At 55.4% G+C, this 26120-nt stretch carries 26 protein-coding genes; 16 read left to right on the top strand and 10 right to left on the bottom strand.

Annotation, left to right across the window (positions count from 1 at the left end):
• Positions 1-8: 8 nt before the first annotated feature.
• The 7 genes from K3169_RS15560 to K3169_RS15530 all read right to left on the bottom strand — a co-directional run bounded on the left by K3169_RS15560 (position 9) and on the right by K3169_RS15530 (position 6829).
• Positions 9-965 (bottom strand): DKNYY domain-containing protein, encoded by a 957-nt coding sequence (locus K3169_RS15560; protein ID WP_263267103.1) that lies wholly within the window; start codon positions 963-965, stop codon positions 9-11.
• 42 nt (positions 966-1007) lie between these two features.
• Complete coding sequence (locus K3169_RS15555; protein WP_263267102.1) at positions 1008-3443, bottom strand: alpha/beta fold hydrolase; 2436 nt, start codon at positions 3441-3443, stop codon at positions 1008-1010.
• Positions 3444-3485: 42 nt separating this feature from the next.
• On the bottom strand, positions 3486-3968 hold the full coding sequence (locus K3169_RS15550) for a cell division protein (RefSeq protein ID WP_231666703.1): 483 nt from the start codon (positions 3966-3968) through the stop codon (positions 3486-3488).
• Between the two features lie 128 nt (positions 3969-4096).
• Positions 4097-4918, bottom strand: coding sequence for a hypothetical protein (locus K3169_RS15545; protein WP_263267101.1), 822 nt, complete (start codon positions 4916-4918; stop codon positions 4097-4099).
• Positions 4919-5003: 85 nt separating this feature from the next.
• Positions 5004-5435, bottom strand: a complete 432-nt coding sequence (locus K3169_RS15540; protein WP_122706690.1) for a hypothetical protein — start codon at positions 5433-5435, stop codon at positions 5004-5006.
• Positions 5436-5488: 53 nt separating this feature from the next.
• The gene (locus tag K3169_RS15535; RefSeq protein ID WP_263267100.1) at positions 5489-6217 is read right to left on the bottom strand and encodes a DUF6891 domain-containing protein; all 729 of its coding nucleotides are present in this window, start codon (positions 6215-6217) and stop codon (positions 5489-5491) included.
• Between the two features lie 42 nt (positions 6218-6259).
• Positions 6260-6829, bottom strand: a complete 570-nt coding sequence (locus K3169_RS15530; RefSeq protein ID WP_231675508.1) for a hypothetical protein — start codon at positions 6827-6829, stop codon at positions 6260-6262.
• Positions 6830-7120: 291 nt separating this feature from the next.
• On the opposite strand from K3169_RS15530, the gene K3169_RS15525 reads away from it, so the two are divergent.
• A complete protein-coding gene (locus tag K3169_RS15525; RefSeq protein ID WP_263267099.1) occupies positions 7121-8815 on the top strand; it encodes a molecular chaperone HscC in 1695 nt (564 codons plus the stop codon).
• Positions 8816-8818: 3 nt separating this feature from the next.
• Positions 8819-10414: a J domain-containing protein gene (locus K3169_RS15520; protein ID WP_231675506.1), complete on the top strand. Its 1596-nt coding sequence runs from the start codon at positions 8819-8821 to the stop codon at positions 10412-10414.
• A gap of 10 nt (positions 10415-10424) precedes the next feature.
• On the opposite strand, the gene K3169_RS15515 is transcribed toward K3169_RS15520, so the two are convergent.
• Complete coding sequence (locus K3169_RS15515) at positions 10425-10802, bottom strand: hypothetical protein (RefSeq protein ID WP_231675505.1); 378 nt, start codon at positions 10800-10802, stop codon at positions 10425-10427.
• 173 nt (positions 10803-10975) lie between these two features.
• Between K3169_RS15515 and K3169_RS15510 the strand changes: the two genes are divergently transcribed.
• The 8 genes from K3169_RS15510 to K3169_RS15475 all read left to right on the top strand — a co-directional run bounded on the left by K3169_RS15510 (position 10976) and on the right by K3169_RS15475 (position 15324).
• Positions 10976-11425 (top strand): hypothetical protein, encoded by a 450-nt coding sequence (locus K3169_RS15510; RefSeq protein WP_263267098.1) that lies wholly within the window; start codon positions 10976-10978, stop codon positions 11423-11425.
• Between the two features lie 58 nt (positions 11426-11483).
• Positions 11484-12065: a hypothetical protein gene (locus K3169_RS15505; RefSeq protein ID WP_231675503.1), complete on the top strand. Its 582-nt coding sequence runs from the start codon at positions 11484-11486 to the stop codon at positions 12063-12065.
• Between the two features lie 64 nt (positions 12066-12129).
• On the top strand, positions 12130-12504 hold the full coding sequence (locus tag K3169_RS15500; RefSeq protein WP_049826949.1) for a hypothetical protein: 375 nt from the start codon (positions 12130-12132) through the stop codon (positions 12502-12504).
• 10 nt (positions 12505-12514) lie between these two features.
• Positions 12515-13060, top strand: a complete 546-nt coding sequence (locus K3169_RS15495; protein WP_231675502.1) for a hypothetical protein — start codon at positions 12515-12517, stop codon at positions 13058-13060.
• Positions 13061-13122: 62 nt separating this feature from the next.
• Entirely contained in the window at positions 13123-13452 is a 330-nt protein-coding gene (locus tag K3169_RS15490; protein WP_027900408.1) for a hypothetical protein, read from the top strand.
• Between the two features lie 40 nt (positions 13453-13492).
• Entirely contained in the window at positions 13493-14011 is a 519-nt protein-coding gene (locus tag K3169_RS15485; RefSeq protein WP_099271379.1) for a DUF4303 domain-containing protein, read from the top strand.
• A gap of 46 nt (positions 14012-14057) precedes the next feature.
• Entirely contained in the window at positions 14058-14648 is a 591-nt protein-coding gene (locus K3169_RS15480) for an SMI1/KNR4 family protein (RefSeq protein WP_263267097.1), read from the top strand.
• 88 nt (positions 14649-14736) lie between these two features.
• Entirely contained in the window at positions 14737-15324 is a 588-nt protein-coding gene (locus K3169_RS15475; RefSeq protein ID WP_263267096.1) for an SMI1/KNR4 family protein, read from the top strand.
• Positions 15325-15331: 7 nt separating this feature from the next.
• Here the strand turns inward: K3169_RS15475 and K3169_RS15470 are convergent, their stop codons facing one another.
• Positions 15332-15955 (bottom strand): hypothetical protein, encoded by a 624-nt coding sequence (locus tag K3169_RS15470; RefSeq protein ID WP_263267095.1) that lies wholly within the window; start codon positions 15953-15955, stop codon positions 15332-15334.
• Positions 15956-16180: 225 nt separating this feature from the next.
• On the opposite strand from K3169_RS15470, the gene tspO reads away from it, so the two are divergent.
• Positions 16181-16621 carry a tryptophan-rich sensory protein TspO gene (gene tspO, locus K3169_RS15465; protein WP_263267094.1) on the top strand — a complete coding sequence of 147 codons (441 nt, stop codon included), beginning with the start codon at positions 16181-16183 and terminating at the stop codon, positions 16619-16621.
• 135 nt (positions 16622-16756) lie between these two features.
• On the opposite strand, the gene K3169_RS15460 is transcribed toward tspO, so the two are convergent.
• Positions 16757-18781 carry a M10 family metallopeptidase C-terminal domain-containing protein gene (locus tag K3169_RS15460; RefSeq protein WP_263267093.1) on the bottom strand — a complete coding sequence of 675 codons (2025 nt, stop codon included), beginning with the start codon at positions 18779-18781 and terminating at the stop codon, positions 16757-16759.
• 533 nt (positions 18782-19314) lie between these two features.
• On the opposite strand from K3169_RS15460, the gene paoC reads away from it, so the two are divergent.
• The 5 genes from paoC (at position 19315) to K3169_RS15435 (ending at position 26035) form a co-directional block, all read left to right on the top strand.
• Positions 19315-21525: an aldehyde oxidoreductase molybdenum-binding subunit PaoC gene (gene paoC / locus K3169_RS15455; RefSeq protein ID WP_263267092.1), complete on the top strand. Its 2211-nt coding sequence runs from the start codon at positions 19315-19317 to the stop codon at positions 21523-21525.
• A gap of 36 nt (positions 21526-21561) precedes the next feature.
• A complete protein-coding gene (locus tag K3169_RS15450) occupies positions 21562-22476 on the top strand; it encodes a LysR family transcriptional regulator (protein ID WP_263267091.1) in 915 nt (304 codons plus the stop codon).
• Between the two features lie 103 nt (positions 22477-22579).
• A complete protein-coding gene (locus K3169_RS15445) occupies positions 22580-23524 on the top strand; it encodes an NAD(P)-dependent alcohol dehydrogenase (protein ID WP_263267090.1) in 945 nt (314 codons plus the stop codon).
• 2 nt (positions 23525-23526) lie between these two features.
• Positions 23527-24231, top strand: coding sequence for a helix-turn-helix transcriptional regulator (locus tag K3169_RS15440; RefSeq protein WP_263267089.1), 705 nt, complete (start codon positions 23527-23529; stop codon positions 24229-24231).
• A gap of 484 nt (positions 24232-24715) precedes the next feature.
• On the top strand, positions 24716-26035 hold the full coding sequence (locus K3169_RS15435) for an ammonium transporter (RefSeq protein ID WP_263267088.1): 1320 nt from the start codon (positions 24716-24718) through the stop codon (positions 26033-26035).
• The last annotated feature ends 85 nt before the right edge of the window (positions 26036-26120 follow it).

Raw genomic sequence — 26120 nt, 5'->3', positions numbered from 1 at the left:
TCTTAGGTTCAACCTTGCGGTTGAGCAACCAGCTTCGCTTCTTCCATGAACCCGTGTTCAATCAGGTAGCGCTTCCCACCACTGATGACATAGCTCTTGAAACCTTCCCGCGACAATTCAAAATCTGCAGTAGCGAGGTTACGAAAAAGCGTAGGACGCGCGCTCTTGTAGAGAAACAGGATGTCGTTCCCGACTTTACCTACCAGTGGCTTGGCGTAGGTGGTGTTCTGGCACTCCATTATTTCCCCGGTGCAGTGCCCGCTCAGCCATTCAACCTTGGTGAGGTCGATGGGTGGGAGCGACCATTCACCAATGAAAAGATGCTGGTTATCCCTGGCATACGAGTAGCGCTGTAACTTATCTTTGGCATTGAGATTGACCGCTGAATAGTCACCGAAAGGAAAAATGACTTCAAAACTCTTGGGGTCGGCGCCTTCAATCCGGGTAGCACCGAGATATACCGTGGTGCTGTCCATTGAGTAAGCAGCGACTTGATTCGCCTGATCAGGCGTAAAGCCAGCCTGACTGGAGCGTGCGACTCGAAAGTGTGCCGCATCGGTACTGAGCAACCAGAATGTGCGTCGTTCGAACGTTTCGTGGATTTGCAACCTGGCAGGCAGGTAACACACCGGGTTGAGCCCCTGCGCTACTGATCCAACGCCTGTACCGCTGCAGGGGCTTTCGCGCTCGCGGGACACTGCACCCAAGTACACGCGGCCATCAACGATCTGGAAACGGTCTCCTCGCACAGCATCTTTCTCCTTCGAACAGTCGCGCTCCCGATCAGGTGGGCGAGGGTTCGCGAAGGTCTCGGCAAAGGTCGTATCAAACCAGCTTTCGGTACAGCTGAACGTCTCAAACGCTTGACTCGTCAGCGGCAGCCAAAACGTAAAACACAGCACCACTATTTGCGCCGTCGAACAGCGTTCCAGGGCACGACTTCTGTTTGGCATTTCCTGCTCCATGCACAGCAACCTATTGACGCCGCCAAGAGTTGGCGCGCCTGTTCACTCGGCCAGTGTTAATGCACCATCGACATACCGCACTTCGCGCCCCAGCCACGCGGGGTCTACATCGGGCATCACCGCCGAGGGTTTACGCAGCTCACGCAGCAGGGTCGAGCCATGTGACAGGCGTCCACCCATGCGTGCAATCACCGCACGGGCATTCTGATAATGAGCGTGACGCCCGGGGTCCAGAGTGTCCTCGAGCAAAATATCCTCACCCAGAACGCCCTGCACTTGCCCCGGATAAATCATGAACCCGGTGGCGTGTTCGGTTCCCTCACTGCCGTCCTGCCAAAAGCTGCCAGCGCGGTTGCGAACATCCCCATGCGCCGCAAACCAGTACGCTCGGTCAGTCTCTGGTATGGCGTGATGCAGGCGAAAAAACACCCGCATCAGGTTATCGCGATACCACTCTCGCACCTGCAGGTAATAGCCACGCAGACCGGGCAAACCGGCGTAATGCGCCAGTTTTATAGCGTTCGACCACGTCGGGAATGCCTGCAACGGCAGGTCGGTCAGGGGCGGACGAGCAGTAGCCGGATCTGTTTCCCATGGCAAGCGATGAGGACAGTGTTCAAGGTCATGGTAAGCGGTCGGCGGGCGGCCAAAGAGCTCGCCGCCACTGCTGGCAAGTGCGGTTGCAATGCACAGGTTGCCCTGCACCACGAACACATAAAAACGGGTGAACCAGTCGGCAAACTGCCTGCCATCAGCACCTTGCGCCTGGAGGGCGCTGAGTTCCCGGTCAAAACGCTGCAATTGCTTTTCCAGCGTCAGCAAATGCCCGCGCGCGATGCGTTGCATGCGCAGGAACAGTAGCAGCGAACGCAGCAATCGCATGGGCCGCCAGGGTAGATGCGGCGTTGCGCCGCCGACTTCACCGGCGTAGCTGCTTGAAGCAACGCCCCAGTCGGCCAGGCGAGCGAGAAACAGATCATTGTTGATATAGGAGGCACCGCCAAACAAGGCGGTAAACGGTTCGTTGTCCTGCAACACCCGTGGATCCCAGCGCGCCATGATTGCCGGAATACTGCTTGCAGCGCGCCGCTGAGCGTATTCAACCAGACGGCTGGGCTGCGGCGGCAGGATCTCGGCGATGTTGGCCGCGGTCAAGTGACGACGCCAGCCGTAGTCGCTGATCGGTCGATACTGCAGCAACCACAGTTGGCGGCCGTCCCATGCCCACTCGACATCGCCCGGCACATAGTGAAAGACCCGCAGTACACCTTGCAGAAAATCCCAGAGCTTTTGCTGGGTCAAACCGTGAGCTGACTTGAACGCGTGACAGCTCCAGGACTCACCCAGACGGGAAATGACTGCCCGCTCAGGGCTTGCCTGGCCGTCAGCCAGAGATTCAAGGTGGCCCTCGATCCACTCCAGCTCGACGGCCAGGTGGCGAACGAAAGCAATTCCGGAAAGCACCGGCGCGATGAACCGCTGCACAACCACTTCTTCAACACCCGCGTCGTGCAGTTCGGTGACACGCGCAGATACGTTAGACGAAGGTTCGCGCAGGTAAGTAGTGCTCAGGCCCGCGTTCGCAGAGTCCGCCTGATCCTCACCAAAGCTGGAGGAACGCACCGCCCAAATGGCATCCGGCTGGCTGGCAAGAAATGCAGACAAGCCGTTATCGTCACCCTGTACCAGTGACAACGCCGGCGGTACCGGTTGCCCGGCGCAGGCGGCCAGACGCAAGCGTCCACCTTTGGTATGGGCGACAAATCCGCGTTGCTTCGATTCCAGCCATTGTACAAAAGCGGCTGGCGAATCGATCCACGGATAATGGCCCCAGCCCGGCTGCAAACTGATGGTCAGGTCAGCGCGGGCAAGAATAGCCGACCATGCCGCTGCCTGCTCAATGCCCAACACCCCATCCTGATCGCCCCAGACCAGCTCGATCGGGTCTTGCACCCACTCCAGCAAAGGCAACGCGGTGTCGGCCCGCACCAAGTCCCAATACGGCATAAACGCACGGCAGCGGGCATACCCTTCACCCATGCGCTGATAGTGACTGGCGGGCCAGGTCTGCCGGGAGAACTTGCGGGCAAACAGTGCGGGTTTGTTGGCCAATAACCAGTGGATGGTCTTGCGAATCGGCAGTGGCGACATCAATGCCGGCAGACGACGTTGCCAGAGAAACGCACCCACCGGCGCCAGCAGGACACTCCTGCAGAAATGACCCGGGCGACGTTGCAGTGCATGCATCACAAGCAAGGCATTGACCCCGACCGCCACGATAGCGCTGCCGCTCACGGTCGCGGCTAGCAGTGCCTCGGCGTAGCTCGCCAGGTCTTCGCAAGGCGGCTCAGGGTTGCTGCCGAAACCCGGCAACTCCAGTGCGGTGACCTGATAGTGCTCGAAGTGAGGCAGCGCGTCGTCCCACCACTCGGCGCTACTGCCGTTGCCCGCCAACAGATACAGAAGTGGCTTGCTCATGCGCGCGCCTCAGGCAAATTAGCCAGACTCAGAAGCATTCGGTCAGACATTGCTGGGTCCCTGCCCTATGGCGCCACGTTGATGCTTACGGTCAAGGCGATACAGCCACACCAAAGGTGGCAGCAGCATGAGCAGTGCAAAAGTGTCGAGCCACAGATGCGACCAGACCCCGACTTGAATTGAGAGCAGTATGTCCTGAGGCGCCCAGAGCATCAGACCTGCAATCAGCCAACCCCAGACCATCGGCGTTTTCTGGCGATTGCCAATGTGCACCAGGGCCAGCATGTATAACGAATAGCTTTGCAGCGTCGCGCCAAACAAGGCGAGCCACCACGTCTGTTGGGCCCGGGCAGACGTCGGCGCCGCGCCGGTCCAGAAAACCTCTTCAAGGGAGCTCAGGTAATTATCGAACAGGCCTGACTGAGCGGTCCATGTGAGTACCATGCTCGCCAGCAAATGGCCTGACACCATCACATACAGCCACATCACCAACGAGCGTCGGCGAGTAAGAAATGAGTACGACATTCTGCGTCCTGCAGCGTCCGTTGAAGACGCCATTTAAAGGTTTGCTAACGGGCTAAATACATCAACCCTCGCCCGCACGGGGGGCTGATCGAGAAACCTTGCGACGTAACCGCTTCACCATTAGGGCATCAGGTTTTGGTCGAAGCCCTTTTAGCAGCCTCGGCTTTGAGCGCTTTGGTTTTACCGTGCTCTGCCAGCAACTCCAGTGTTTGTTTGCTGGCTTTGGGATGATTGAGCAGGTACTCGTGGAAGAGTTTGTTGCCGGCCCGAATGAGCTGCAAAACAACCGTAGGTTCGTTGTAGTCTTCTTCAAAGCGCATCATCTGGCTTTCCAGCCGATAGTGCCCTTCAGCGGTTTGCTCCGAAGTGTCCTGAGCGAAAAGCTGCACCCGTAACTCATCCTGCTCCAGCACGTGTAAAAATAAAAACACGGTGGTAACAAAGGTCAGGGATTTACGATTGGTCGCGGTTTGCGGAAGGTACACCTGTGAACAGAAATGGAACATTTGTCCGTTACAGGCCGGGATGCTGGCCTCGGACGCATTCCATCTGGGTGGGCGACGCAGAAAGAGAATGTCTTTCTTTTTGATCATGTCAACGCAAACAGGCCGCGTGGCCTCCCCTTTGCGGCTGTACGTCACTTCTCCATTTTGTGAGAGTGGGTGGTAAATCAGCGTTCCACTGTTCAGTTGTTTCTCTATGACCAGGTAATGAACCGAGAACAATTCACCATATTCAGGGTGGACTTCACCGGTACTGACTTTGCCGCCAAACAGATAGAGTTCCCTTTCAATCTGGCTGCCCAGAATCTCCAGGTCTGCTTGCTCGAGTTTAATCCGCTCGATAAATACAGCCTGGTTGCCTTGTATCTCTGGCCAGGGAATGTCCAGCATCGGATCCTTGCCGTTCATGTCTACGCAGATCATGGCTGCTTCAGGTGCATTGTTCACGCTGTCGACCTTTCCCAATGAACAGGATCTCCTGATATTGACAGGCCCGAGCGCACATGCGATGCGATCAGGCCAGACAACAACCTTACTTCTGGTCAAGGAACTCTGTCAGGAACCACTGCGGACGGCCGGTCATGGACAACTCGTCGTTGTAGCTGACACGCAGTTCATGGCTTTCACCAGGCAGGTAAAGCTCGCCATTATCTCGATCAAGTCGCAGTACTTCGTAGGGCTTGCCGTCCCTCTGAACGGAATAACGAGTGTCCTTGTTGGTGCTCTCGACTTTCATCTTCTGAATGCGCAAGTTCCACTCGTGATCGACACCCGCCACCTGCACCAATGCTTCATTGGCAGACCGATCGCCGATGCGCAGGACCCAGACCTTGACGCCCTTCTCGCCACTGTAAGCGAACATTTTATCAGCGACTTCCGGGCGGGCCTCTTCGGCCATTGCAACGGATGAACCCAACAGGCAGATACTGAAAAGCACTGCCCAAACACTCCTGATGACTGACATCGATTGTCTTCCTTAGCGAGAAAAAGTCCGGGGATAATACATAAATAAAAACATTAATGAAGCGTGGATAACGCATCCAGTCCACTGTCAGCCACTGGACTTCTGCGTTGCCACTTGAAGTTGTGAACTTCCACACACCGCTCGACGGTTTCATTCCAGACGACTTCAAACCCAGCAGTTTTCAACACTGTGGCCAGCCGTTGCCCCACCTTGAGAGCCTGTGCAGGATCATCACTGATCGCCCCAAAGGCGATGTACAGAACATCACTCTTGATAACACATTCAACGTCTTGCCCATGATAAAAGCAAAAGCCGTGATAATGATCATCGGGGGCCTCGTCAAGCGCTTCAGCCACTTCCGTAAAACCATCCGACGTCTCATAGCCCGCATTCTGGAGGGCACAGATACCGTCTTCATGGAGGTGATAGAACACATCATCGAGTCGATCGCAGGCAGTTACCTGCGGCCAGTTACGCTCTGCGTCGAGCTTGCGTTGCAGCTCCGGCAGGATCAACGCCTTCAGCGCGGAAACATCACAGTCGCCGTCAACGATGTCATCGACCATCGCGTGCATTTCTTCAGCCGTGTAGAAGCCAGACGAAACCCACATCCGTATGCTGTCCGCAACGTACTCATTACTGTCTGCCATTGACACCTCGCCAGCGTAAACAATCAATACTGATACTGTTGTCTCTGGTGACTGATCAGCCAATAAAAACTGCACATCCTTGCATGCGCCTGTCATGGACTCATGAATCGGGTTGTAGTTCTCTATGTGCATTTTTTTACTCAGGAAAAACCTCCTGCTGGCGCGAAAACTTGTTTATGCCCGATTGATCCTGAAATCCCACTGATCAAAATTTGCCTCATCACGCACAACCGGTAACGACTCGACAGTAGTGATCCCCAACTCATAGACGCTTCGTGAGAATCCTTCATTCAACTCACTGAGGCCAGTGATGCTCAATGCGTAGAGCCCCGGCAAAATATCCAGATAATCACTATTCCCCAGGCGATCTGAGAGCCGGGCTTTGTAATTCAGAAAGAACTCAGGGTCCCAATCCGTCAAGGCATGCAGATCGGCAATAATCAACAGGCCGCTGGTGACGTTCAGTGGAATATCCGTGTATCGAAAAACCGCTTCGCTGCGTTGTTCAAAGGGCAACTCTCGCTCATTGAGCAAACGAAACACATAGTCTTCCTCGGGCAGTGGATACAAGGGCACAACCGCCCCGCTCTGCACTGCCAGCCGCCCTGTTTCGCTTTGCTCGACGAACACCTCAAAAAGATTGGAGGCATCAGGACACTGCTCAGCGACAAAACGGTGCAACACGACCGGGTCGAAAATAACCACACCGGGGCTGAAGGTTTCTATGTTTGCCTCAGTTTTCATTCGTCACTTCCAAAGGCTGACCAGGATATCGAGTTGATGACTGATCCGTGGGACCGAATTCATTCGGGAAGGTGGCATTCCAGGCGATAAGGCTGCGATTGTACCGGCCTCTTCGCGAATGAATTCGCTCCCACAAAGATTGTGTTCGCAGACAAACATGGAATCTCTCACCGATTACTCGAGCGTGCCAGTATTGAACCAACATTTCAAAAGGTGATCTCAAATGGCTACGTTCAGCCCTCAGGCTCATCACAGCAACGCGTCGTCAAACCAGGGATAGGAAGTAAATTAATGATTGTCGGAATTGACCTGGGCACCACTAACAGTCTGGTTGCCGTCTGGCATAACGATGCCAGCGTGCTGGTGCCCAATGTACTGGGCCATGTCCTGACGCCTTCGGTCGTAGGGCTGGATGAGGAAGGCCGGATACTGGTTGGCCAGGCTGCACGCGAGCGCCTGCATACTCATCCCGGCCAGACCGCAGCGTTGTTCAAACGCCACATGGGCAGCGCCCATACCGTTCAATTGGGTTCACGGTCATTTCGCCCCGAGGAATTGTCGGCGCTGGTACTGCGCAGTCTCAAGGAAGATGTTGAGCGCGCTTACGGCGAACCGGTGACCGAGGCTGTCATCAGCGTCCCGGCCTATTTCAGTGATGCCCAGCGCAAGGCCACCCGCATCGCGGGTGAACTGGCCGGGCTGAAAGTCGAAAAACTGATCAACGAACCGACCGCAGCCGCATTGGCCTATGGCTTGCCTCAGCGCGACAAAGAGACTTCGTTCCTGGTCTTCGACCTGGGCGGCGGCACCTTTGACGTGTCAATTCTTGAGCTCTTCGACGGTGTCGTGGAGGTCCGTGCCAGCGCTGGCGACAACTACCTCGGCGGTGAAGACTTCGACCATTTGCTGGCCGAGCGCTTCATCCAGACCCAACGCGACCAGCCTGATTTTCCCGCCCCACAGTCGATCATCCAGCCGCTACGCCGCGAAGCCGAACGTGTGCGCCAGGCACTCGGGCAGGACAACGACAGCGAGTTCGTTTTGCGGGTAGATGGCAAAGAGTGGAAGCACGTTTTCACCCAGGACGATATGAGCACGTTGTTTGCCCCCTTGCTTGAACGTCTGCGCAACCCCATCGAACGCGCGTTGCGTGATGCCAAAATCCGCATCAACGAACTCGACGAAGTATTGCTGGTGGGCGGCACCACACGTATGCCACTGGTTCGTAAACTTGCCGCCGGCCTGTTCGGTCGTTTTCCTTCGATTCATCTCAACCCTGACGAAGCCGTGGCCCACGGCGCAGCCATACAGGCTGCGTTGAAATCACGCAGTGCTGCACTTGAGGAAGTGATACTTACAGACGTCTGCTCCTACACCATGGGCATCGAGATCTCGCAAAGAGTCGGCAAGGATCGTGAGAACGGCCACTATTTACCGATCATTGAACGCAACAGCACAGTCCCGGTGAGCCGGGTTAAAACTGTGTCGACGGTTCATGATTTTCAGGACAGTGTGATGGTCTGCATTTACCAGGGCGAAAGTCGCCTGGTACGCGACAACATTGCCTTGGGTGAACTGGATATTCCCGTCCCGCCACAAAAAGGCCCCGTGGATCTCGACGTACGCTTTACCTACGACAACAACGGCATTCTGGAATGTCAGGTGAGCATCCCTGCCACCGGCGAGCAGCACGTACTGGTCATCGAAAATAACCCGGGCGTACTGAGCACCAAAGAAATTGCCGAGCGTCTGCAAGCGCTTGCCGCACTGAAAGTGCATCCCCGTGATCAGCAGATCAATACCCTGCTGGTCGCCCGTCTGGAGCGCATGTATCAGGAGAGCCTGGGCGATCTTCGTGAGGAGATTGACCGCTGTGCGAATCGGTTTCAGCAGGCATTGGCAACCCAGGACGAACACATCATTCGTCAGGCCCGTAGTGACCTGAGCGAGCGCATCGCGCGGCTGGAAAGAGGCGGCGGATACTGAGCCATGGTGTCGACTTTCGATTGCTGGGAAATACTGGGCCTGCCTGCCGGATCCGATGAGCGCAGCATCAAGCGCCAATACGCCAGACAGCTAAAGACCACGCGCCCGGACGAAGATCCGGTCGCCTTCCAGCGACTGCGTGAAGCGTATGAGCAAGCCCTGCAGATCATGCGTGATGGCGGCCTGGACGAGAGCGAGCAAGCTGCTGCTGACTTCATGGCTGAACCCTTTGTTGTCAGAAGCCACCCCCATGAGCCTCTCAACCCGACACCTTCACCCTACGAGCAAGCCGTCGAGCTGTTCTCCAGATTTGATGACGCAGACGTTGAGCAGTATTGGGATACAGCCTCGGCCAAAGGCTGTGGCCCTGAGTTCGAGCGTCTTCTGTTCCAGCGATGTGCAGACGACCCTGAAGCGCACACTGCGCTATTGACGTGGGGTCTGGAAAAACGTCAATGGCTGACGCCGTGGCAGCAGATCATTGGTGGCGAGTTTCAGCAACAACGGCTTGCCTTTGCTCTCACCACAGTGCTTTATAACCGCCTTGATCAGCACATGGCTGCAGGCGAAGACGCGTATTTTTTCGACTGCCTGGAGCAGCACAGCCGTCAAGGCTGGCTCAGTGATTTTTCACGCCGCCAGGCACTGCAGGTGCACGTCCTGAATCTGTTCCTCAACACTGAAAGCTGGTCGCCCGCACTATTCCAGCGCGTCTGCCAGTTGTTCGGTTGGGACGATGAAGCGGCAGTGGTGCCCATTGCGGATAAGTCATGGCAATACCTGCGTCGGCGCTGCGAGCAACAAGCCTGGCTTAACGAGTTACGCAGCCTCATGCAACTGCGCGAACAACAACCCAGTGCGCGCGCCAATGCCGCCACTCTGTTTCTGCTCTGCACCGCCCCTGCACAGCAAGCGCAACTGGCTGCTGATTTTGGCGAGGAAGACTGGCACGCCTGCGAACAACTGTCAGAGATTTTTGCCAGTCAGTACCCTGACCTGCTGGGAATATTCCCTAACCACAACCCCAGGTTCTGGAAGGCACTTGTCGTACAAAAGGCGCCGCCCTACGGGCTGAAACGCAGCGCCTGCGTCATCACCCTCGGCCTGATCCTGAACAGCATGGATCAACCCGACTTCATGTTCACGGTCACAATAATCCTGCTGCCACTCTATATCGCGGGCGGCGTGTTGGCGGCTTACGTCGGTAAATGGTTACTGAGCCACTGGGCGTCGCTGACGCAATACCTGTATGACGTGGACCTGCAAATCAGCCTATGGTGTGTGCGACACAATCTGATCAAGGATCGTCGATACCTCGTGATCCGTAACAGCGGCGGTTATCTAGCACTCGGATTTCTAATATGGAAGTTGCTCGGGATACTCGGCCTCGCGGCTTATGTGCTGACCGGAGCCATAGGCCTGCTGCGGTTTGCCGGTGCCGCGCCTGCAGACCGTCAGTACCGTTGGCGAAAGCCGTTGCAGGCGATCTATCGGATTGCCGGACTCAGCCCGTTGCAATGGCTGTTTGGCGTTTCGATGCTGTGTGTCATCGGCTATGTGCAACTGCACATGCCCGGCACCGTGCTGACTAAAAGTTGATGGCTGCGCATCAAGGGCTGTGGGGGAACTGGTTGTGGACATAAGCATCCAGTAGCCCCGTTACCCACGCAGAGTCCGTATTGCTTTCGAGGTGATAAGCAATCAGACCGAAATCATCGCTGACATACCCTGCAAGCTCGGAATTGTCCGAGACTGAAAAAACTTTTTTGAATACCCACTCTCTCAACAGGGTGATGTTTTCAATCACCTCACCGGTCAGTGGAGTGCTTTGCACAATGAGGTGATGCCGGGACCATTGCTCATCAAACCCCGCCTCATCGCGGGCATCAAGCATCGAGTCCCAGTCAGGGTTGCCTGCACACAACGCTTCAAAAAAACCGTCTGCGCGAACGAGACTCCACAATGCATTCAAATCTTGAACAATCATGAAAAACATCTCCGAAATTCACAACCGAGGACACGCAGCGCTCAGTGCCCCCACTACAAAACTGCTGCACGACGTCTTTATGGCATGAGCATATCGCACTGAGATCGACTTTGGTCATCACCTGCATGACTTGCTCTTCGTGACTCATATGTACCTTCTGAATGGAGCAATACATGAAATATGACGATGCCTCCTGGCACTACCTGGGCACCTTCCCCAAGCATCTGCCAAAAGCCGCTGGCGCCACTCATATCGGTATGTTTCTCGCGTGGATGCTGATGAATAACCTGGCCAGCGAAGAACTGGAAGAAGATGCCGAGAGCGAACTTGCCCAACTCAAGGCTCGCACCCTCACCGGCGCACAGTTTCTAATGAACGTACTGGACGAAAAGCTGACCGACCAGGAGTTCTCTGAAACCGGCAATGCATTTGCCGTTGCCTACTACGAAGGTTTGAATAACGACAGTCGCTACGTCGACGACTACCTGCAGACCTTTGGCGTCAGCATTAAAATCCTCTACAGCGTTGAGGACAGCTGGGACCATTACGACCAACTGTCTGCTGCGATGGATGCACGCTTTGCGGCCTGGATTGCAGCCGGGCGGCCCGAACATATTATTTGAACGAGCCTGGCGACGAGAATTACGCTCCAACATCAACGTACGGTCAGAGGGAAATAGCATGGATGAGTCGTTGCAGGCATTTGAACGGTTTGTAGCGCAATTCAATGCTTGGCCTGGCTCGCTCGGGGCCCTCACCTTTAACGCCGCCCCGGCTAATCTTCCGGCCATCGCCGAGATGCCGCAAGCGGGCCTGATGCGCAGGTATTTCGAGCACATAGACCTCTCGGCCGACCCCATGATTGGCGCAGACTTCGGCCTGGAACTTTATGGCCCACTGAGGCTGGAACAAGCACAGCAAGGTTGGCATGTCATAGACGATGAAGACCCTGCGTGGGGCTGGAAAGAAGGCTTCACCGTTTTCGCAGATCGCAATGGCGATGTGCTGGTTTATGACCGCCACGATGCCTGTTCTGCCATTTACGGATCGATTCAGAAAAGGTCGTTCAAGGTCGCTTCAGATATCGTTTCATTGCTCAACGCCTTACAAGCCGGGATCACGGTGCAATTGCAGGAATTCAATGATGACACCCTCGACGACGACCTGAGTCCCAAACCTGCCTTTCTGGATAGAGTCAGAGACGTAGTGGGTGATGTTGAGGGCGCCGACGTGGATGGATTCATGAAGTTCTTTTTTGAATGAACACGTGGAGTTAATCTCCTATTCAGTAGCCGCCTCAGGCTTTTAATTCAATGGGTGTACTCCAATGAGCTTGCGCTACGACTACAAAAATCCGCCTGCGAGTGTCGAAGACATCGCTATGGCCATGCAGCAATGCAACATAAAATCGGAGGCATGGATAACCGGGTTCTGGGCGCAGTGCAACGGCGCGATGATCGAAGACCTTGTGCTCATTTATTCCACGGACCACATCGCTGAACGGCAAGAGACCTACGACATAGCGACGTCTTTTCCTGATCACCTGCTCATTGGTGACGACTCTGGCGGTCGCTTTGTATTACTGGAGCGCTCGGCAGAGCCTCGGTTTTACCTGCAGGACTCGGGAAATCCTTTCATCGATGACGCAGAGGTTTTTTCATCCCTTGAGGCATTGATCAAAGCTGTCGTTGAAGAGGACTGAGCGTAATCAAATGGAAGACATCGACCCCGTACACGACCTAATCCACCAGCCTGACTATCAGGCATTGTCCGCGCAGCAACAAAGACTGGTGATCGCCAGCTATACGCTCAGAAGTCTGCGTCTGGTCGAGATGTTTGATCGTCGTTATAACCAATGTCTGGCAGATCTTTTTTGCCACGGCTTATCGGTCTACATCACCGGACGAGCCAGCGAGAGCCGCGACCTGCACGCAGAGATCGAGGCCCACATACCTGACACCGATGAGTTCAGTGAGCAGGAAGCGAGCTATGCACAAAACGCGTTTATCGCCCTGTTTTATCTGATAGGAGCGACAGCCACCGGCGACGCGGCTCTATTGCAGCGTAGTATCAACATGACCCTGGAAAACGTTGACTTGCTGTACTACGAGCGCGACCCTGACTACCTACAAATGGAACTGACGGCCGCAGAGCAGCATGTTCTCGATAACTTGCTGGAGCAGGCAGCAGCCACTTCTTCGGCAGAGCCCGCCACCTTTGAATTAATCGAAGCAATGACTTCACCCCACAGGCTGTGATTGTTTTTTCAACCTGATGGAATGATTTGATACCGCTGCTTGAACAGCCTGAGTGAGGCCTGATGAAAACTTACAGCATTCGCGAAGTACTGCAGAATATCGCAGACATGCCTGACAGCTGGTTCTACTTGCCAGCGACTCAATGGACGCTAGATACCCGCGGCGCGTTCTCATTGGACAGCCGGGATTTCGCACCCGATTCCACCGACTACCTGCCCCCGCAGGTGGCCAGTGAAGGTTGGGTGGAGACCTTGGAGAAGGCCATGATTGAGGACGTCATCTTCAACGCCGACCAGCAATTGACTCACGCATCGCTGGAGAACTACTTCCAGGCCTTCGAATTCTTTTACCAAAACGATGCGTTCATGGAATTTCAGCCAGACCCGCGCTGATGAACAATGATCGTTAGCCATAAGCTGCCACGAGAACCCCATGTCGACTTTGAACATTGAGCAGTTTCAACGGGATGTCCTGAAAGCGTCCATGAGCGCCATCGAACAGTTTCGAGCGGACTTCCCGAACGCAAAGGTCTGCGGATTCGCGCTGTATTCCGACGGCGATGCACGAACGCTGGTACCCGCCTTTAACACTCAAGACCATTTGGAACGTGTCAAAGCTGAATATCCCGAGGAATGGCAATACCTCAAGTGGTATCCCGCCGAATGGAGCCACGAAGCCTACGCCGGGGATTACTTCAACGATCTATGCAAAATGCTCTGGAACCTTGCCGACGCGACCACCGAGGACAATTTCGTGGCACATCGCAAACATGTATTCGAGCAATCTGTCATCGCCCTGAAAAAGCTGACAACGACCTTCGACAATGCCATTTACGTGTTTGCGGTTTCGGACTTTGAGTGCCCGGAAGACGAGATTGCCTGGGTTACCGCTCTCAACACTCCAGACCAGGCCGACGAATTCAGGACATGGATGGAGTCACCCTCCAGCTGAAACCGCGAATACCGGGATATCCAATAGTTATACAAGGACTTGAATCATGAGCATCGTCGATACCTACCTCGCCGGCCTGCACAAAGCCTTACCAGCCGAACAACTCAATGAGCTGAAACATGCACACGGCGCTTCAGCGGCTGACCTGCAGCGGCTCACCGATCGTTATCCGTTGTGCCCGGCAAGCCTTCTTCAATTGCTCGGCCAGATCGACGGCACGCATTACCGGGATTATCCGGACGGCAGAGTCATGGTCCTGATACTTGGCTCCGATGTATTCGAGTACCCCTACTACCTCAGTTCGGTCGATCAGATCCTTGAAGAAATTGAGACTTACACCCGAAGCATTGAACAAATTTATGCAGGCTATCTTGACGAACCCGACCTCGTCGGCCCCGGGATCGACATAACGCTGGGCATGCATGAGCGTCTGTGTTTCTCGCACTGCATGAACAATGGCGGCAGTTCCAGACTGTATATCGACTTTAATCCAGGGCCCGGCGGCAATGTGGGTCAGGTCGTGCGCTTTCTTCACGATCCTGACAGTTACAAGGTGATTGCGCCGAGCTTCGATCAGTACCTGCAACAGTTGATTGACGATAATTACGCCTTCGTTTTCGAGGATGAAGACTACTGACGTTTTGTAAGTCCAGGGTTTTACAGCTCAGCCTGGACGATAAACGTGGCAACCTGAATCCAGTTTTTCTTTTTAAAGGCACCCCATCATGAGCATCGTCGAAACTTATCTTGCCGGTCTGCGCGAGGTGTTACCGGCCGAAGATCTCGATCTACTGAAACACGCACACGGCGCTTCAGCGGCTGACCTGCAGCGGCTCACCGATCGTTATCCGTTGTGCCCGGCTAGCCTGTTGCAACTGCTTGGCCATTTCGACGGCACGCATTGGGAGCGCCCGGACGACGAGTCCGTAGTACTGATGCTGGGCTCCGATCTGGCGGGTTTGCCTTACTACCTGAATTCGGTAGAAGACATACTTGCCGAGGCTGACGGCTTTTGTACCGAAAGCATCGACGAAATTTATGAAGGCTGGCCGGATGAGGAAGGCGAGCTGGCCGGAGAAGGCATTGATCGCACGGTGGGCATGAACGAGCGGCTTTGCTTTTCAAATTGCCTCAACAACGGGGGCACTTCGAGGCTGTATATTGACTTCAACCCGGCAACGGGTGGGACGGTAGGTCAGATCATGCGTTTTCTGCATGACCCGGATAACTATGAAGTGATTGCGTCCAGCTTCGATCATTACCTGCAACAACTGATTGATCACGACTACCCGTTCATTCGCCGGGAGACCTGACGCCTGCTTACTGCCAGGGAAATGAGCGATGGGTCACTCGCTGCAACGGAATCGAGAGCGCGGAAAAACGCGCCTCGATCTGCATACACTGATCGCCGTTTATGCGCTCTCCCAGACACAAGGGCAACGCCCGACATCCCGCTAGCGCACTGGCAACGTTGATTTCAAGTACCGCGCTGACCTCTCTCGCCGCGACACTCAACCGCTCAGGCGCGCATTCAGCCAGAAAAAGATCGTACTCGGCGTATAAGTCCCGCGCCAAACCGGGTTCTGCGGCCTTGGGGTCATCACCGCCCGGCACCTCCAGAAAAGCATCCCGCTCAGAATAATGCTCAAGGGCGATGGCGTAGTCTTCAAGGCTAGAGTGCGGCCGCTGTCGCTTCTGTACCGATAACACGTCTGCAAAAGTAGCCGCCTCAAGGCACGAGGACAGGTCGTGCTGAGCGCCAAATTCCGAAACGCGACGCTCATCCTCGTCCTCGTCATCGCGCGTAACCAGGTAAAAGCGGCTGTCCAGCAATGCTGTGTCGCCCTGAACGTAGACCCAGACGTATTGGCTCCACAAAGCCCGATCATCAGAGCATGCAGCAATAGCCTCGACGGTTTCGCGAAACGACTTGAGCTTGAACATCCTGCAACGTCTCCTTGCGCGTAATGAGCGGTGACTATACCAAGGCTTCAGGAAAACGGGGCTGACGAGCAGGCCCTGAGTGCGCGTCAATCAAGAGTCAAAGGTATCTACCACCGAACGCGGCTGATTGTTGAATCCGGTACGGACTTTTTCATCACATAAGTATCCAATCCCGATACAGGCACTGCCTTTTCAGAATCACATGCTCTCCGTTCAGGGATACCTATGACCTTCTACATTTATCTACTCGCATGCTGTGCTGCCGCCGCAACGGGGATCATCTTCAAACCCGGGGCCTGGTACGAGTCACTTCAAAAGCCAGGCTTCACCCCGCCGAACTGGGCCTTCCCGGTGGCGTGGACGACGATCTATCTGCTGCTCGCATGGGCAGGGTATCGCTTGACCCTGATCCCCGGCAGCGAGATCGTGCTCGCGCTTTGGGCTGCACAAATAGCGCTGAACACGTTGTGGACACCGGTATTCTTTGGAGCGCACCGCATCGTCATCGCAATGGTAGTTCTTGCGCTGCTTTGGGTGGTAGTCGCGACCATGGTCGTGATGTCTTTCCAGCTGGACGTCGTTACGGGCCTGATTTTACTGCCCTATCTGGCGTGGCTCTCCGTAGCGGCAGCGCTGAATTTTTATATTCTCAGGCACAACCGTTAACGTTAATTCTGTACGCACGGGCATCACTAAAGAGCCCCGGTAGCCTGCAAAGCTACCGGGGCTCGTTGTTTTACAAGCGCTAGAAAGAGCCGCTCAGGCTTTATAACTCAGCCTTTCTAATTCAGGCTCTATAACTCAGGAGAACGCCCAATCCTGCGCAGGTTCTGATTGAGCGCCCACCAGCTCCACCTCTACAGATGCGGCGGCGACGTTCTGCGGCGCGAAGATTACGGTATCTTGCAGCTCCGTCAACGGCCAGCGTTCGTCCAGGGTTAACTCAAAGCGCTGGCCCAGGTCGTTGGTCTCGTAGTTCTTGAGGTAAGTGCGGCCCAACTCTGCGTTGTAACTGAGTTTAAGCGTGTCGCCAGTACCATCTCCGAACCCGGTAAAGCCCAGTGCCGAGACATCGATGTGATCAAACCTCTTGTCGAAGTTTTCAATGACGTCGGAGAAGCTGTCCGTGGCTGTGCGGTAGCTATCGCGGATGGAGGTGTAGAGGAAGGTATCTGCGCCCTCTCCGCCGTCCAGGATGTCGCGACCGGCACCACTCTGGATAACGTCATCTCCCCCGCCGCCATTGATATGGTCGTTACCGCCCAGTCCCTGGATTATCTCGGCGATGGCCGAGCCGTTGATCACGTCAGCGCCTGCGGTGCCTTTGATGTTCACCGGTTCGAATACCAGGTTGTCGGTGTTCAACTGATCGAGGTAATTCCCCTCAAGCACCAGTTCGAAGCGTTGCCCTTGAGCGTTGGTTTCAAAGTTTTTCAGGTAGGTACGCGTACCCTCTGCGTTCACCTGAAGTGAAAGCGTGCCGTCCAGACCATTACCCAGGCCTGTAAAACCCATGCCAATCAGGTCGATACGATCTTGAGTCGCGTCGAAGTCAACAATACGGTCACTGCCAGTAGTGGTGCCGGTACGGAAGCTGTCGCCCACCGCGTCGAACCTGAAAATGTCAGCGCCGGTGCCGCCGATCAGGACGTCCCGCCCGCCGTTACCCTGCAATACGTCATCGCCGCCCAGACCCTTTATGATTTCAGCCTGATCGTTGCCAATCAGGTTGTCCGCGCCGGTCCAGCCATCAATGTGGCGATTACCGTCCTGACTACCGAACGTAGTATCCAGAGATCCGTCAGCATTAAGCCGGGTAATGGCGTAACCACCTTGACCGACAACCACGATTTTGCCGTCTTCCTGTACGGTTACGCCACGCGCAGAGTAGCCTTCATTGGCACCCAATGCCGGGTGCACAACACCGTTGTCGCCAAAGCTGGTATCAAAGCTGCCATCCGCGTTGAGGCGCACTACTGTAGCGGCGTCGTAAGTCGTGCTGGTACCTGCAACGATGATCTTGCCATCGGGCTGCACAGTGACCGCAGATTGCCCTTGTAGCCCAAACGACTGTTCGAACACCAGGGTGCCGTTGTCAGCAAAGCTGGTGTCCAGTTCTCCGTCAGCAGAGACCCTGACGATGCTGTAGGAGTAGTCACTCATTGCCGAGTAATTGCCGCCGAACAGAAAGCTGCCGTCAGGTTGTACTGTCGTTGAATTGTAAACCCCGATGAATTCACCTCCACCGGTGAAGGTGAACTTGCCGTTATCACCAAACTCAGTGGCCAGGGAACCGTCAGCGTTAAGCTTTGCCACGGATGGGTAGTCACCCTCCATGCCCGTGATGTAGAGGGTCCCGTCCGGATTCACCGTAATATGTCCGCCGTTGTCGGCGGGCGGAATATCGACGTCAACAACCCCCGTGCCACCAAAGGAGGTATCCGCTACGCCATCCTCATTGAAGCGCTGAACACGCACGCCCAACGGCCCGGCGACGGCTGACAGGATATGGCCGTCCGGCTGTACCGTCATATAGATACCCTGGTCCTGGTCTACGCTAGCCTGAACCATCACCACGCCGTCTTCTCCAAACGTGGTGTCCAGCGTACCGTCCGTATTGAGGCGAATCACCGAATAGTTGTCGCGTGTTTCGTGCTCTTCATAAGAATCGCCCAAGCGCCCCAGAACATAGGTACTGAAGCCGGCAACCAGTATCTTGCCATCCGCCTGCATGGCGACGCTGTTGGCCTTATCACCCAAGTTTGTGGGGTCTACATAAACCTGCCCAGGGGCTGTAATCACGGTATGCGTGCGTTGCTCTTCCATGTTGCCAATCCTTTAAACGTCATGGGGTCCACGTCAAAGTGGAGTAAGGGCGCTCGCCGAGATGTCGGACGACCGAGCAAAACTCTGACCTCGAATGATGCAACATGTGCCAGAAATCTGTTCAGCAATGGATTTGGGCGGCTTTTAGGTGATGTACGGGCGATGCATTTTCTGTAGGAGCTGCCGAAGGCTGCGAAGCCTTTCTCCTGACACGCCGCGATCGCAGCCTTCGGCAGCTCCTACAGGCCCTATGTTTGCCGCGAGACTGGTAGGACCGGATTCATCCGGGAAAACGGCATTCCAGACAGCAATGATGTGGCGGATGTACCGATCTCTTCCCGAATAAATTCGCTCAGACTGCATGAACTTCACGTAGTACTGCTGAGCCCTGCTCATGGATTCATGCTGTAAAGCCCTGTTATCAGCGCAAGCCTGGTGCCATAGGCTCCAGCCATGGAAAAGTCCATCACACCTGTTTTCATCCAGTGCACCTGCGACGCAAGACGGCGGTCGATTGACAAGGAGTAAGCCCCATGAAGTTTGAGACGCCTGCGAGCACCAACCCCATCGATCAAATGAAAGTGATTGGTCAACCCAAGGATCGTGTTGAAGGCAGACTGAAAACAACCGGCACGGCGACGTATGCTTACGAACAGCAGGCCACTGCCAGCGCGCCCGCCTACGGCTATGTATTAGGTGCATCCATTGGCAAAGGCCGGATCTCCTCAATTGATTCGAGCGAAGCACGCCAGGCCAGCGGTGTTATTGCAATCGTAACCTATGAAAATGCCGGGCATCTGGACAGGGGTGAATTTTACGTTGATCGCGCACTTGCCGGCCCTGAGGTGGATCACTATCACCAGGCAGTAGCAATCGTCGTTGCCCACACGTTGGAACAAGCCCGGGCTGCCTCGGCATTGCTTCGCATCGATTACGTCAAAGAGGCTGGTGCCTATGACCTTGCAGCGCAGCGCGAGTCGGCCAGGACACCCCCACCGGGTGCGTTCGGCCCTCCTCCACAAACCGCTATCGGGGATTTCGAAGGCGCGTTCAAGCAAGCAGCTTTCACCCTCGACGGTCATTACACCACCCCGGATCATGCCCACGCGATGATGGAACCCCATGCCACCATTGCTCAATGGCAAGGAGACAAACTGACGCTATGGACGTCCATTCAGCAAATGAACTGGGGCGTCAGAGACCTGGCCAAGACACTTGGAATCCCCAAAGACAACATTCACTTGATCTCGCCTTACATTGGCGGCGGTTTTGGCGGGAAAGGCACCATTCTGTGTGACGCCGTGTTGGCCTCTCTTGCGGCCAGAGAAGCCGGGCGGCCGGTAAAAGTAGCGCTTCCCCGCCCGCTGATGTTCAACAACCTGACCCATAGGCCAGCGACGATTCAAAGAATACGGCTGGGTGCCAATCCGGACGGCACACTCACCGCCATCGGCCATGAGAGTTGGTCCGGCAATCTGCGCGGTGGTCGTACTGAAGCCGCCACCGCATCAACCCGAACGTTGTACGCGGGCGCGAACCGCATGACCCGTTTGTACCTGGCCAAACTCGACCTGGCTGAAGGCAGCGCCATGCGAGCGCCCGGTGAGGCTCCAGGCATGATGGCGCTGGAAATTGCCATGGACGAAATGGCTGAGAAACTGGGCATGGATCCTGTGAAGTTTCGCATCATCAACGATACGCAGGTAGATCCGGAGCAGCCAGATCGCCCGTTTTCGCAGCGCCAGTTAGTCGAGTGCATGAATACGGGAGCTGATCATTTCGGCTGGGCTCGACGTAATCCCCTGCCCGGCAAGGAGCTACATGACGGCTGGTGGAGCGGCATGGGCATGGCATCCGCCATCCGTGGAGCGCCCACCACGAAATCCGCCGCTAGCGTCCGGCTGGATCGCGATGGCATCGTCACCGTCGAAACCGACATGACAGACATCGGAACTGGCTCCTACACAATCATTGCCCAGACTGCAGCGGAAATGATGGGTGTGGGCATGGATAAGGTGAACGTGCATTTAGGGGATTCACGCTTCCCGGAGTCCTCCGGGTCAGGCGGCCAATGGGGTGCAGCCTCATCCACGGCGGGCGTCTACGCTGCCTGTGTGAAACTCAGGGAAGCCATCGCGACGAAGTTGGGACTGGACCCAACCACAGCGGAATTTATCGATGGCCAGATTCGTGATGGTCTGAAAAGCATGCCATTGGCACAAGCGGCAATGGACGGCGACGTAATGGCCGAGGACGTCATGGAGTTCGGCACCCTGGCAAAAAAGTATGCCCAGCAAACCTTTGGCGCTCATTTTGTCGAGGTCGGCGTCCATGCCGCCACAGGAGAAATTCGCATTCGCCGCCAGTTGGCGGTCTGTGCAGCAGGACGGATACTCAACCCCAAAACAGCCCGCAGCCAGATCATTGGCGGGATGACCATGGGCGCAGGTGCAGCGCTTATGGAAGAAATGATTGTGGATCATCGCCTGGGATTTTTTGTTAATCATGATCTGGCCAGCTACGAAGTGCCGGTGCATGCCGACATCCCTCATCAGGAGGTTATTTTCCTCGATGAAGTAGACGCTTACGCCACACCTCTCAAGGCCAAGGGTGTCGGCGAGCTTGGTATTTCCGGAGCTGCCGCGGCGATTGCCAATGCTGTCTACAACGCGACCGGCATAAGGGTTCGCGATTACCCCATTACGCTCGATAAGCTCATTGATCATTTGCCCGCTCTGGGCTGACCTTACCCTTCAACTCACTTGGCTACGGAGTCATCAATGCAGCTCAGCCGGACGAATTTGGCCGATATTGTTTATTTCCTCGCCATCGCTCGGCATCAGAGCTTCAGAAAGGCGGGCCTGGAGGTGGGCATCAGTGCGTCAGCGCTGAGCCATGCCATGAAAGGCCTTGAGGCGCGGCTTGGTGTTCGGCTGCTTAATCGCACAACCCGAAGCGTGACGCTCACGGCCGCGGGTGAGGAGTTGCAGGGCCTCATCAGCTCTCCGATAGATGATATCGGGCAAGCGCTTGAGTCTCTGAACCGCTTACGTGACGAGCCCGCCGGGCGTATTCGTCTGAACGTCTTGAGTGACGGAGCCAAATTGCTGTTGGGGCCCGTTCTGCCGGTATTTGTCGATCGCTATCCGAACATCGAGGTCGACCTGACCGTGACCAACCGGATGGTCGATATCATCGGCGACGGACACGATGCAGGCATTCGTTTTGGTGGCACGGTCCCCGAAGACATGATCGCTCAACGCCTGTCTCCCGATGTGGCATGGGCCGTTGTTGGAGCGCCTGATTACCTTGAGCGATTCGGTACCCCGAAACATCCAGACGATCTGCACCAACATCGGTGTTTACGTGTGCGCCTGGGTAACGCACGCATCTATCACTGGCAATTCTCGAAAGAGAATCAACAGCTGGAGATTGACGCGCCCGGCACCATAACGATTGATGAAACCCGCGTCGGTGTAGCAATGGCGATGCGTGGCGCCGGCTTGATGTACGTTCCCGCGACGGTCGTTGACCGACAGATTGCGGAAGGCTCGCTGCAGCGAGTTCTGGAGGACTGGACTCATTACGATCCGGGTTTTCACATTTACTACTCAAGCTTCAGGCTGGTTCCTGTAGGCCTTCGCCTGCTCATTGACCTCATCCGCGAACTCGAACCGATGGGTCCCCTTCCATAGCGTTGGCATGCCCCATCCGAATGGTGACAAAAACTGTCCACATCCCGCTATAGATTCAACTCCGAAGCCAGCTCAACTATTGGACCAGGTTCGGAGACGTATCATGAAACGCATTCAATATCACACGTACGGCGGGCCGGAAGTGATGCGGGTCGAGGATTTTGACCTCCCTCCCCCAGGCGAAGGCGAAGTTGCAGTCAGTGTCAGGTTTGCTGCGATCAATCCGATTGACTGGAAGTTGCGCAGTGGGCAAATGAAAATCGTCACCGGGAAGAAATTTCCTCGTGCGATGGGTATGGATTTTTCCGGAACGGTTTTATCGGTCGGCCCAGGTGTGACACGTTTGAAAGTGGGCGATGCGGTTTTCGGGTTGGCCCGATTCAAGGAAATCGGCGCGTTTGCCGAGGCCGTTATCACAAAAGAAGCATTTCTAACCCGTAAGCCCGACGATGTTTCATTCGAGGAAGCTGCGTGCCTTGGTACGCCTGGCGTAACCGCATGGAACGGCCTTATCGACAAAGCCAGGCTGCAAGCGGGACAGCATGTCTTCATCAACGGTTGTGCGGGTGCCGTCGGCGAAGCCGCCGTACAAATAGCGCTTATGCATGGCGCTATCGTGTCAGGCAGTTGCAGCACCAGGGACATACAAAGGGCAAAAACACTCGGTTTGCAAACCGTCTATGACTACCGTAATACACAGGTATCCAGTATCGCGGTCCGATTCGATGTCGTTTACGACACTGCGGCGACACTCGCTGTTTCGACAGGGGTTGCGATGTTGCGCCCGGGAGGGGTGTTTCTGGATCTGAACCCAGGCCCTGGCAAGTTTATTCGAGCGATCTTTGATCGCCGACTCAAACCCATCATCGGATCGCCCCGAGCAGAAATTCTGGATAAGCTCGCCAAGGCTGCCAGTGCAGGAAGCTTCAGAATCCCGATAGGCATATCTGTGGCCCTACACGATGCTATACAACTGATCGGGGACATCGAAAACGGTCGCAAACCTGGCGGTAAGGCCGTCATCGAGATGGTTAACGAGATAGGGTAGCTATGGCCAGAAGTGATCGTTTGTTTGAGCTGATGCAAGTGCTTCGGCGTCATCGCAGAACGGTATCAGGACGAACACTCGCTCAAGAGCTGGGAGTATCGCTTCGCACCATACGCCGCGATGTTCTGACATTGCAGGGCATGGGGGCCGAGATTGAGGGCGAACCTGGCTTGGGATACGTGCTCAAGCCGGGGTTTCTTCTGCCTCCGCTCTCATTTACGGAGGAAGAAATACAGGCACTGGTAACCGGCGCTTTATGGGTCAGTCGTCATACCGACGACAAGTTTGCCTTCGCCGTTAAAAACGCATTAGCGAAGATTAACGCTGTCCTGCCTCCGGACATGCGACCGGCCTTCGACGATGAAACATTTTACGTCAGCGGCCCTGCATCCCATGCCACACCCATCGACTTGAGCGAGATTCGCCGTGCCCTGCGCAACCAGTGCAAGCTGCGTATCACGTTGTCGATCACACATGCACCCGATATGGACCAGATCATCTGGCCAATCATGTTGGGGTTTATTGAAAACCGGCGTTCAGTAGCAGCCTGGTGCGAGGCTGACGGCAAATTTCGCATGATAGACCTGGATAACGTGACACACGTTGAAGTGCTTGCAGAACGCTACTCCCGCAATCGCCGCCAGATGATCAAGGAATGGCGTGCCCTGGACATTTTGCCTTGTAACGAACGTGGGGAGGCGTGCTGATCGTGGGCGGCTGACCACCTCGTCTGTTTGAGCATTTTCATACAGCCTGTTTTGGCAGTAGAAGAAATTAGCAAATATGTAGCTGCTATTTTTGGATAAGTCGCAACATACAGGCAGGCGATCGACACTTGGGAATGTCTTGGCAATACCCCATTGTGCATATAGCCATAAAAGCGCTCGACTCGAGAAAGTGTGCAGTAACAGTGCATATTCCCAGCCTGCATAATTGCCGTTGTTGGCATCCAGCACCTGCTGCAAACAAAAACCTTTCCTCACAACAGGCAAACGCCGAGTTCTCGGCAATAACGTCGATCCGCGCCACTGACCAAGGCGGGAATGGCAAGCAAATTGCTATTCCTTACAGGAAACTAATTTACTCAAAGGGAATGAATAATTTCACCCTGAGGCGTAAATCCAAGCGCTGACGAACTCTGCCCTGCAGGGTCGTGCCAGCGAAATTCCTGACCTCTGGAGATACTCAGCCATGATCCGCCTTACTCGCACAGGCCGCGCCATCTGCGGCCTCCCTCTTGTTGTGGCTTGCTCTTCAGGGTATGCCGATGAAGCTACGCCAGTGATCAACACGGGTGACACAGCGTTTGTGGCGCTGTGTTCGCTGGTCGTGTTGTTGATGACGTTGCCCGGCCTTGCGCTGTTCTACGGTGGTATGGCCAGAACCAAGAATGTGCTATCGGTGATGATGCAGGTGTTCTGCACGGCGGCCTTGATGTCGGTCATTTTTGCCGTGTATGGCTACAGTCTGGTGTTTGGCGACGGCGGCTCGCTGAATGCAATCATTGGCAACTTCGACAAGTTGTTTTTGCAGGGCGTAACCATTCATACAGCGGTGGGGACCATTCCTGAGTATTTGTACTTTCTGTTCATGTTGCTGTTTGCCGCCATTACACCGGCAATTATTGTCGGTGCATTTGCCGAACGCATGAAGTTTGCAGCGGTGATGGTGTTCATGGCGGTGTGGATCACCATTAATTACATTCCCATGGCGCACATGGCATGGGGCGGTGGCTGGGTGTTCAGTCTGGGCGTGCAGGATTTTGCCGGCGGTAACGTCGTGCATCTCAATGTCGGTATTGCCTCGCTGGTCGGTGCCTGGCTGATCGGTCGGCGACGCGGTTTCGGCACCTCAGCGCTGGCACCGCACAACATGACGATGACCATGACCGGCGGTTCACTGTTGTGGGTTGGCTGGCTGGGTTTCTGCGGTGGCTGCGTGCTGGCCGTCAATGGTTTCGCCATGCTGGTGATGGTCAATACCATGCTGGCCAGCTGTGCCGGTGCGCTGGGCTGGATGCTTGTGGAATGGAAACACCGTGGCCGACCAAGTCTGTTCGGTGCGGTATCGGGCTCTATCGCGGGTCTGGTGGCAATTACCCCGGCATGCGGTTTCGTCGGGCCCATGGGCGCCATCGTCCTTGGCTTCATCGCAGGCCCTCTGTGTGTCTGGTCGGTGGAAAAACTCAAACCGATGCTGGGCCTGGACGACGCCTTCGACGTATTTGGCGTACACGGAGTCGCGGGTATTCTGGGTGGGCTTTTGACCCCGGTATTTGCCATGACAGCGTTGGGTGGTCAAGGATTTGCTGAAGGCCGTGACCTCATCAGTCAGTTGATGGTCAATGGCGGCGCGTTGCTGTTCAGCATCGTGTTCTCGGCGGTGAGCAGCCTGGTGGCATTCAAGATCGCTGCGATGCTGTGCGGTGGCTTGCGGGTCGACGAGGATGCTGAAGTGGATGGCCTGGACCTGGCAGCGCACGGCGAGGTCGGGTACAAATACTCGAACTGAGTCTCAGGATTATTCGGGGTTGATGGTCGGGCTGAAGGTATTAAGCCCGACTGCTTTCGATTCGGCATTGCTGCACAATCATTGT

This window comes from Pseudomonas phytophila, from assembly GCF_025643095.1.
Classification (GTDB): domain Bacteria; phylum Pseudomonadota; class Gammaproteobacteria; order Pseudomonadales; family Pseudomonadaceae; genus Aquipseudomonas; species Aquipseudomonas quasicaspiana.
Note: the sequence above shows the minus strand (reverse complement) of the source record. Positions and strands in the feature narration are given on the sequence as shown.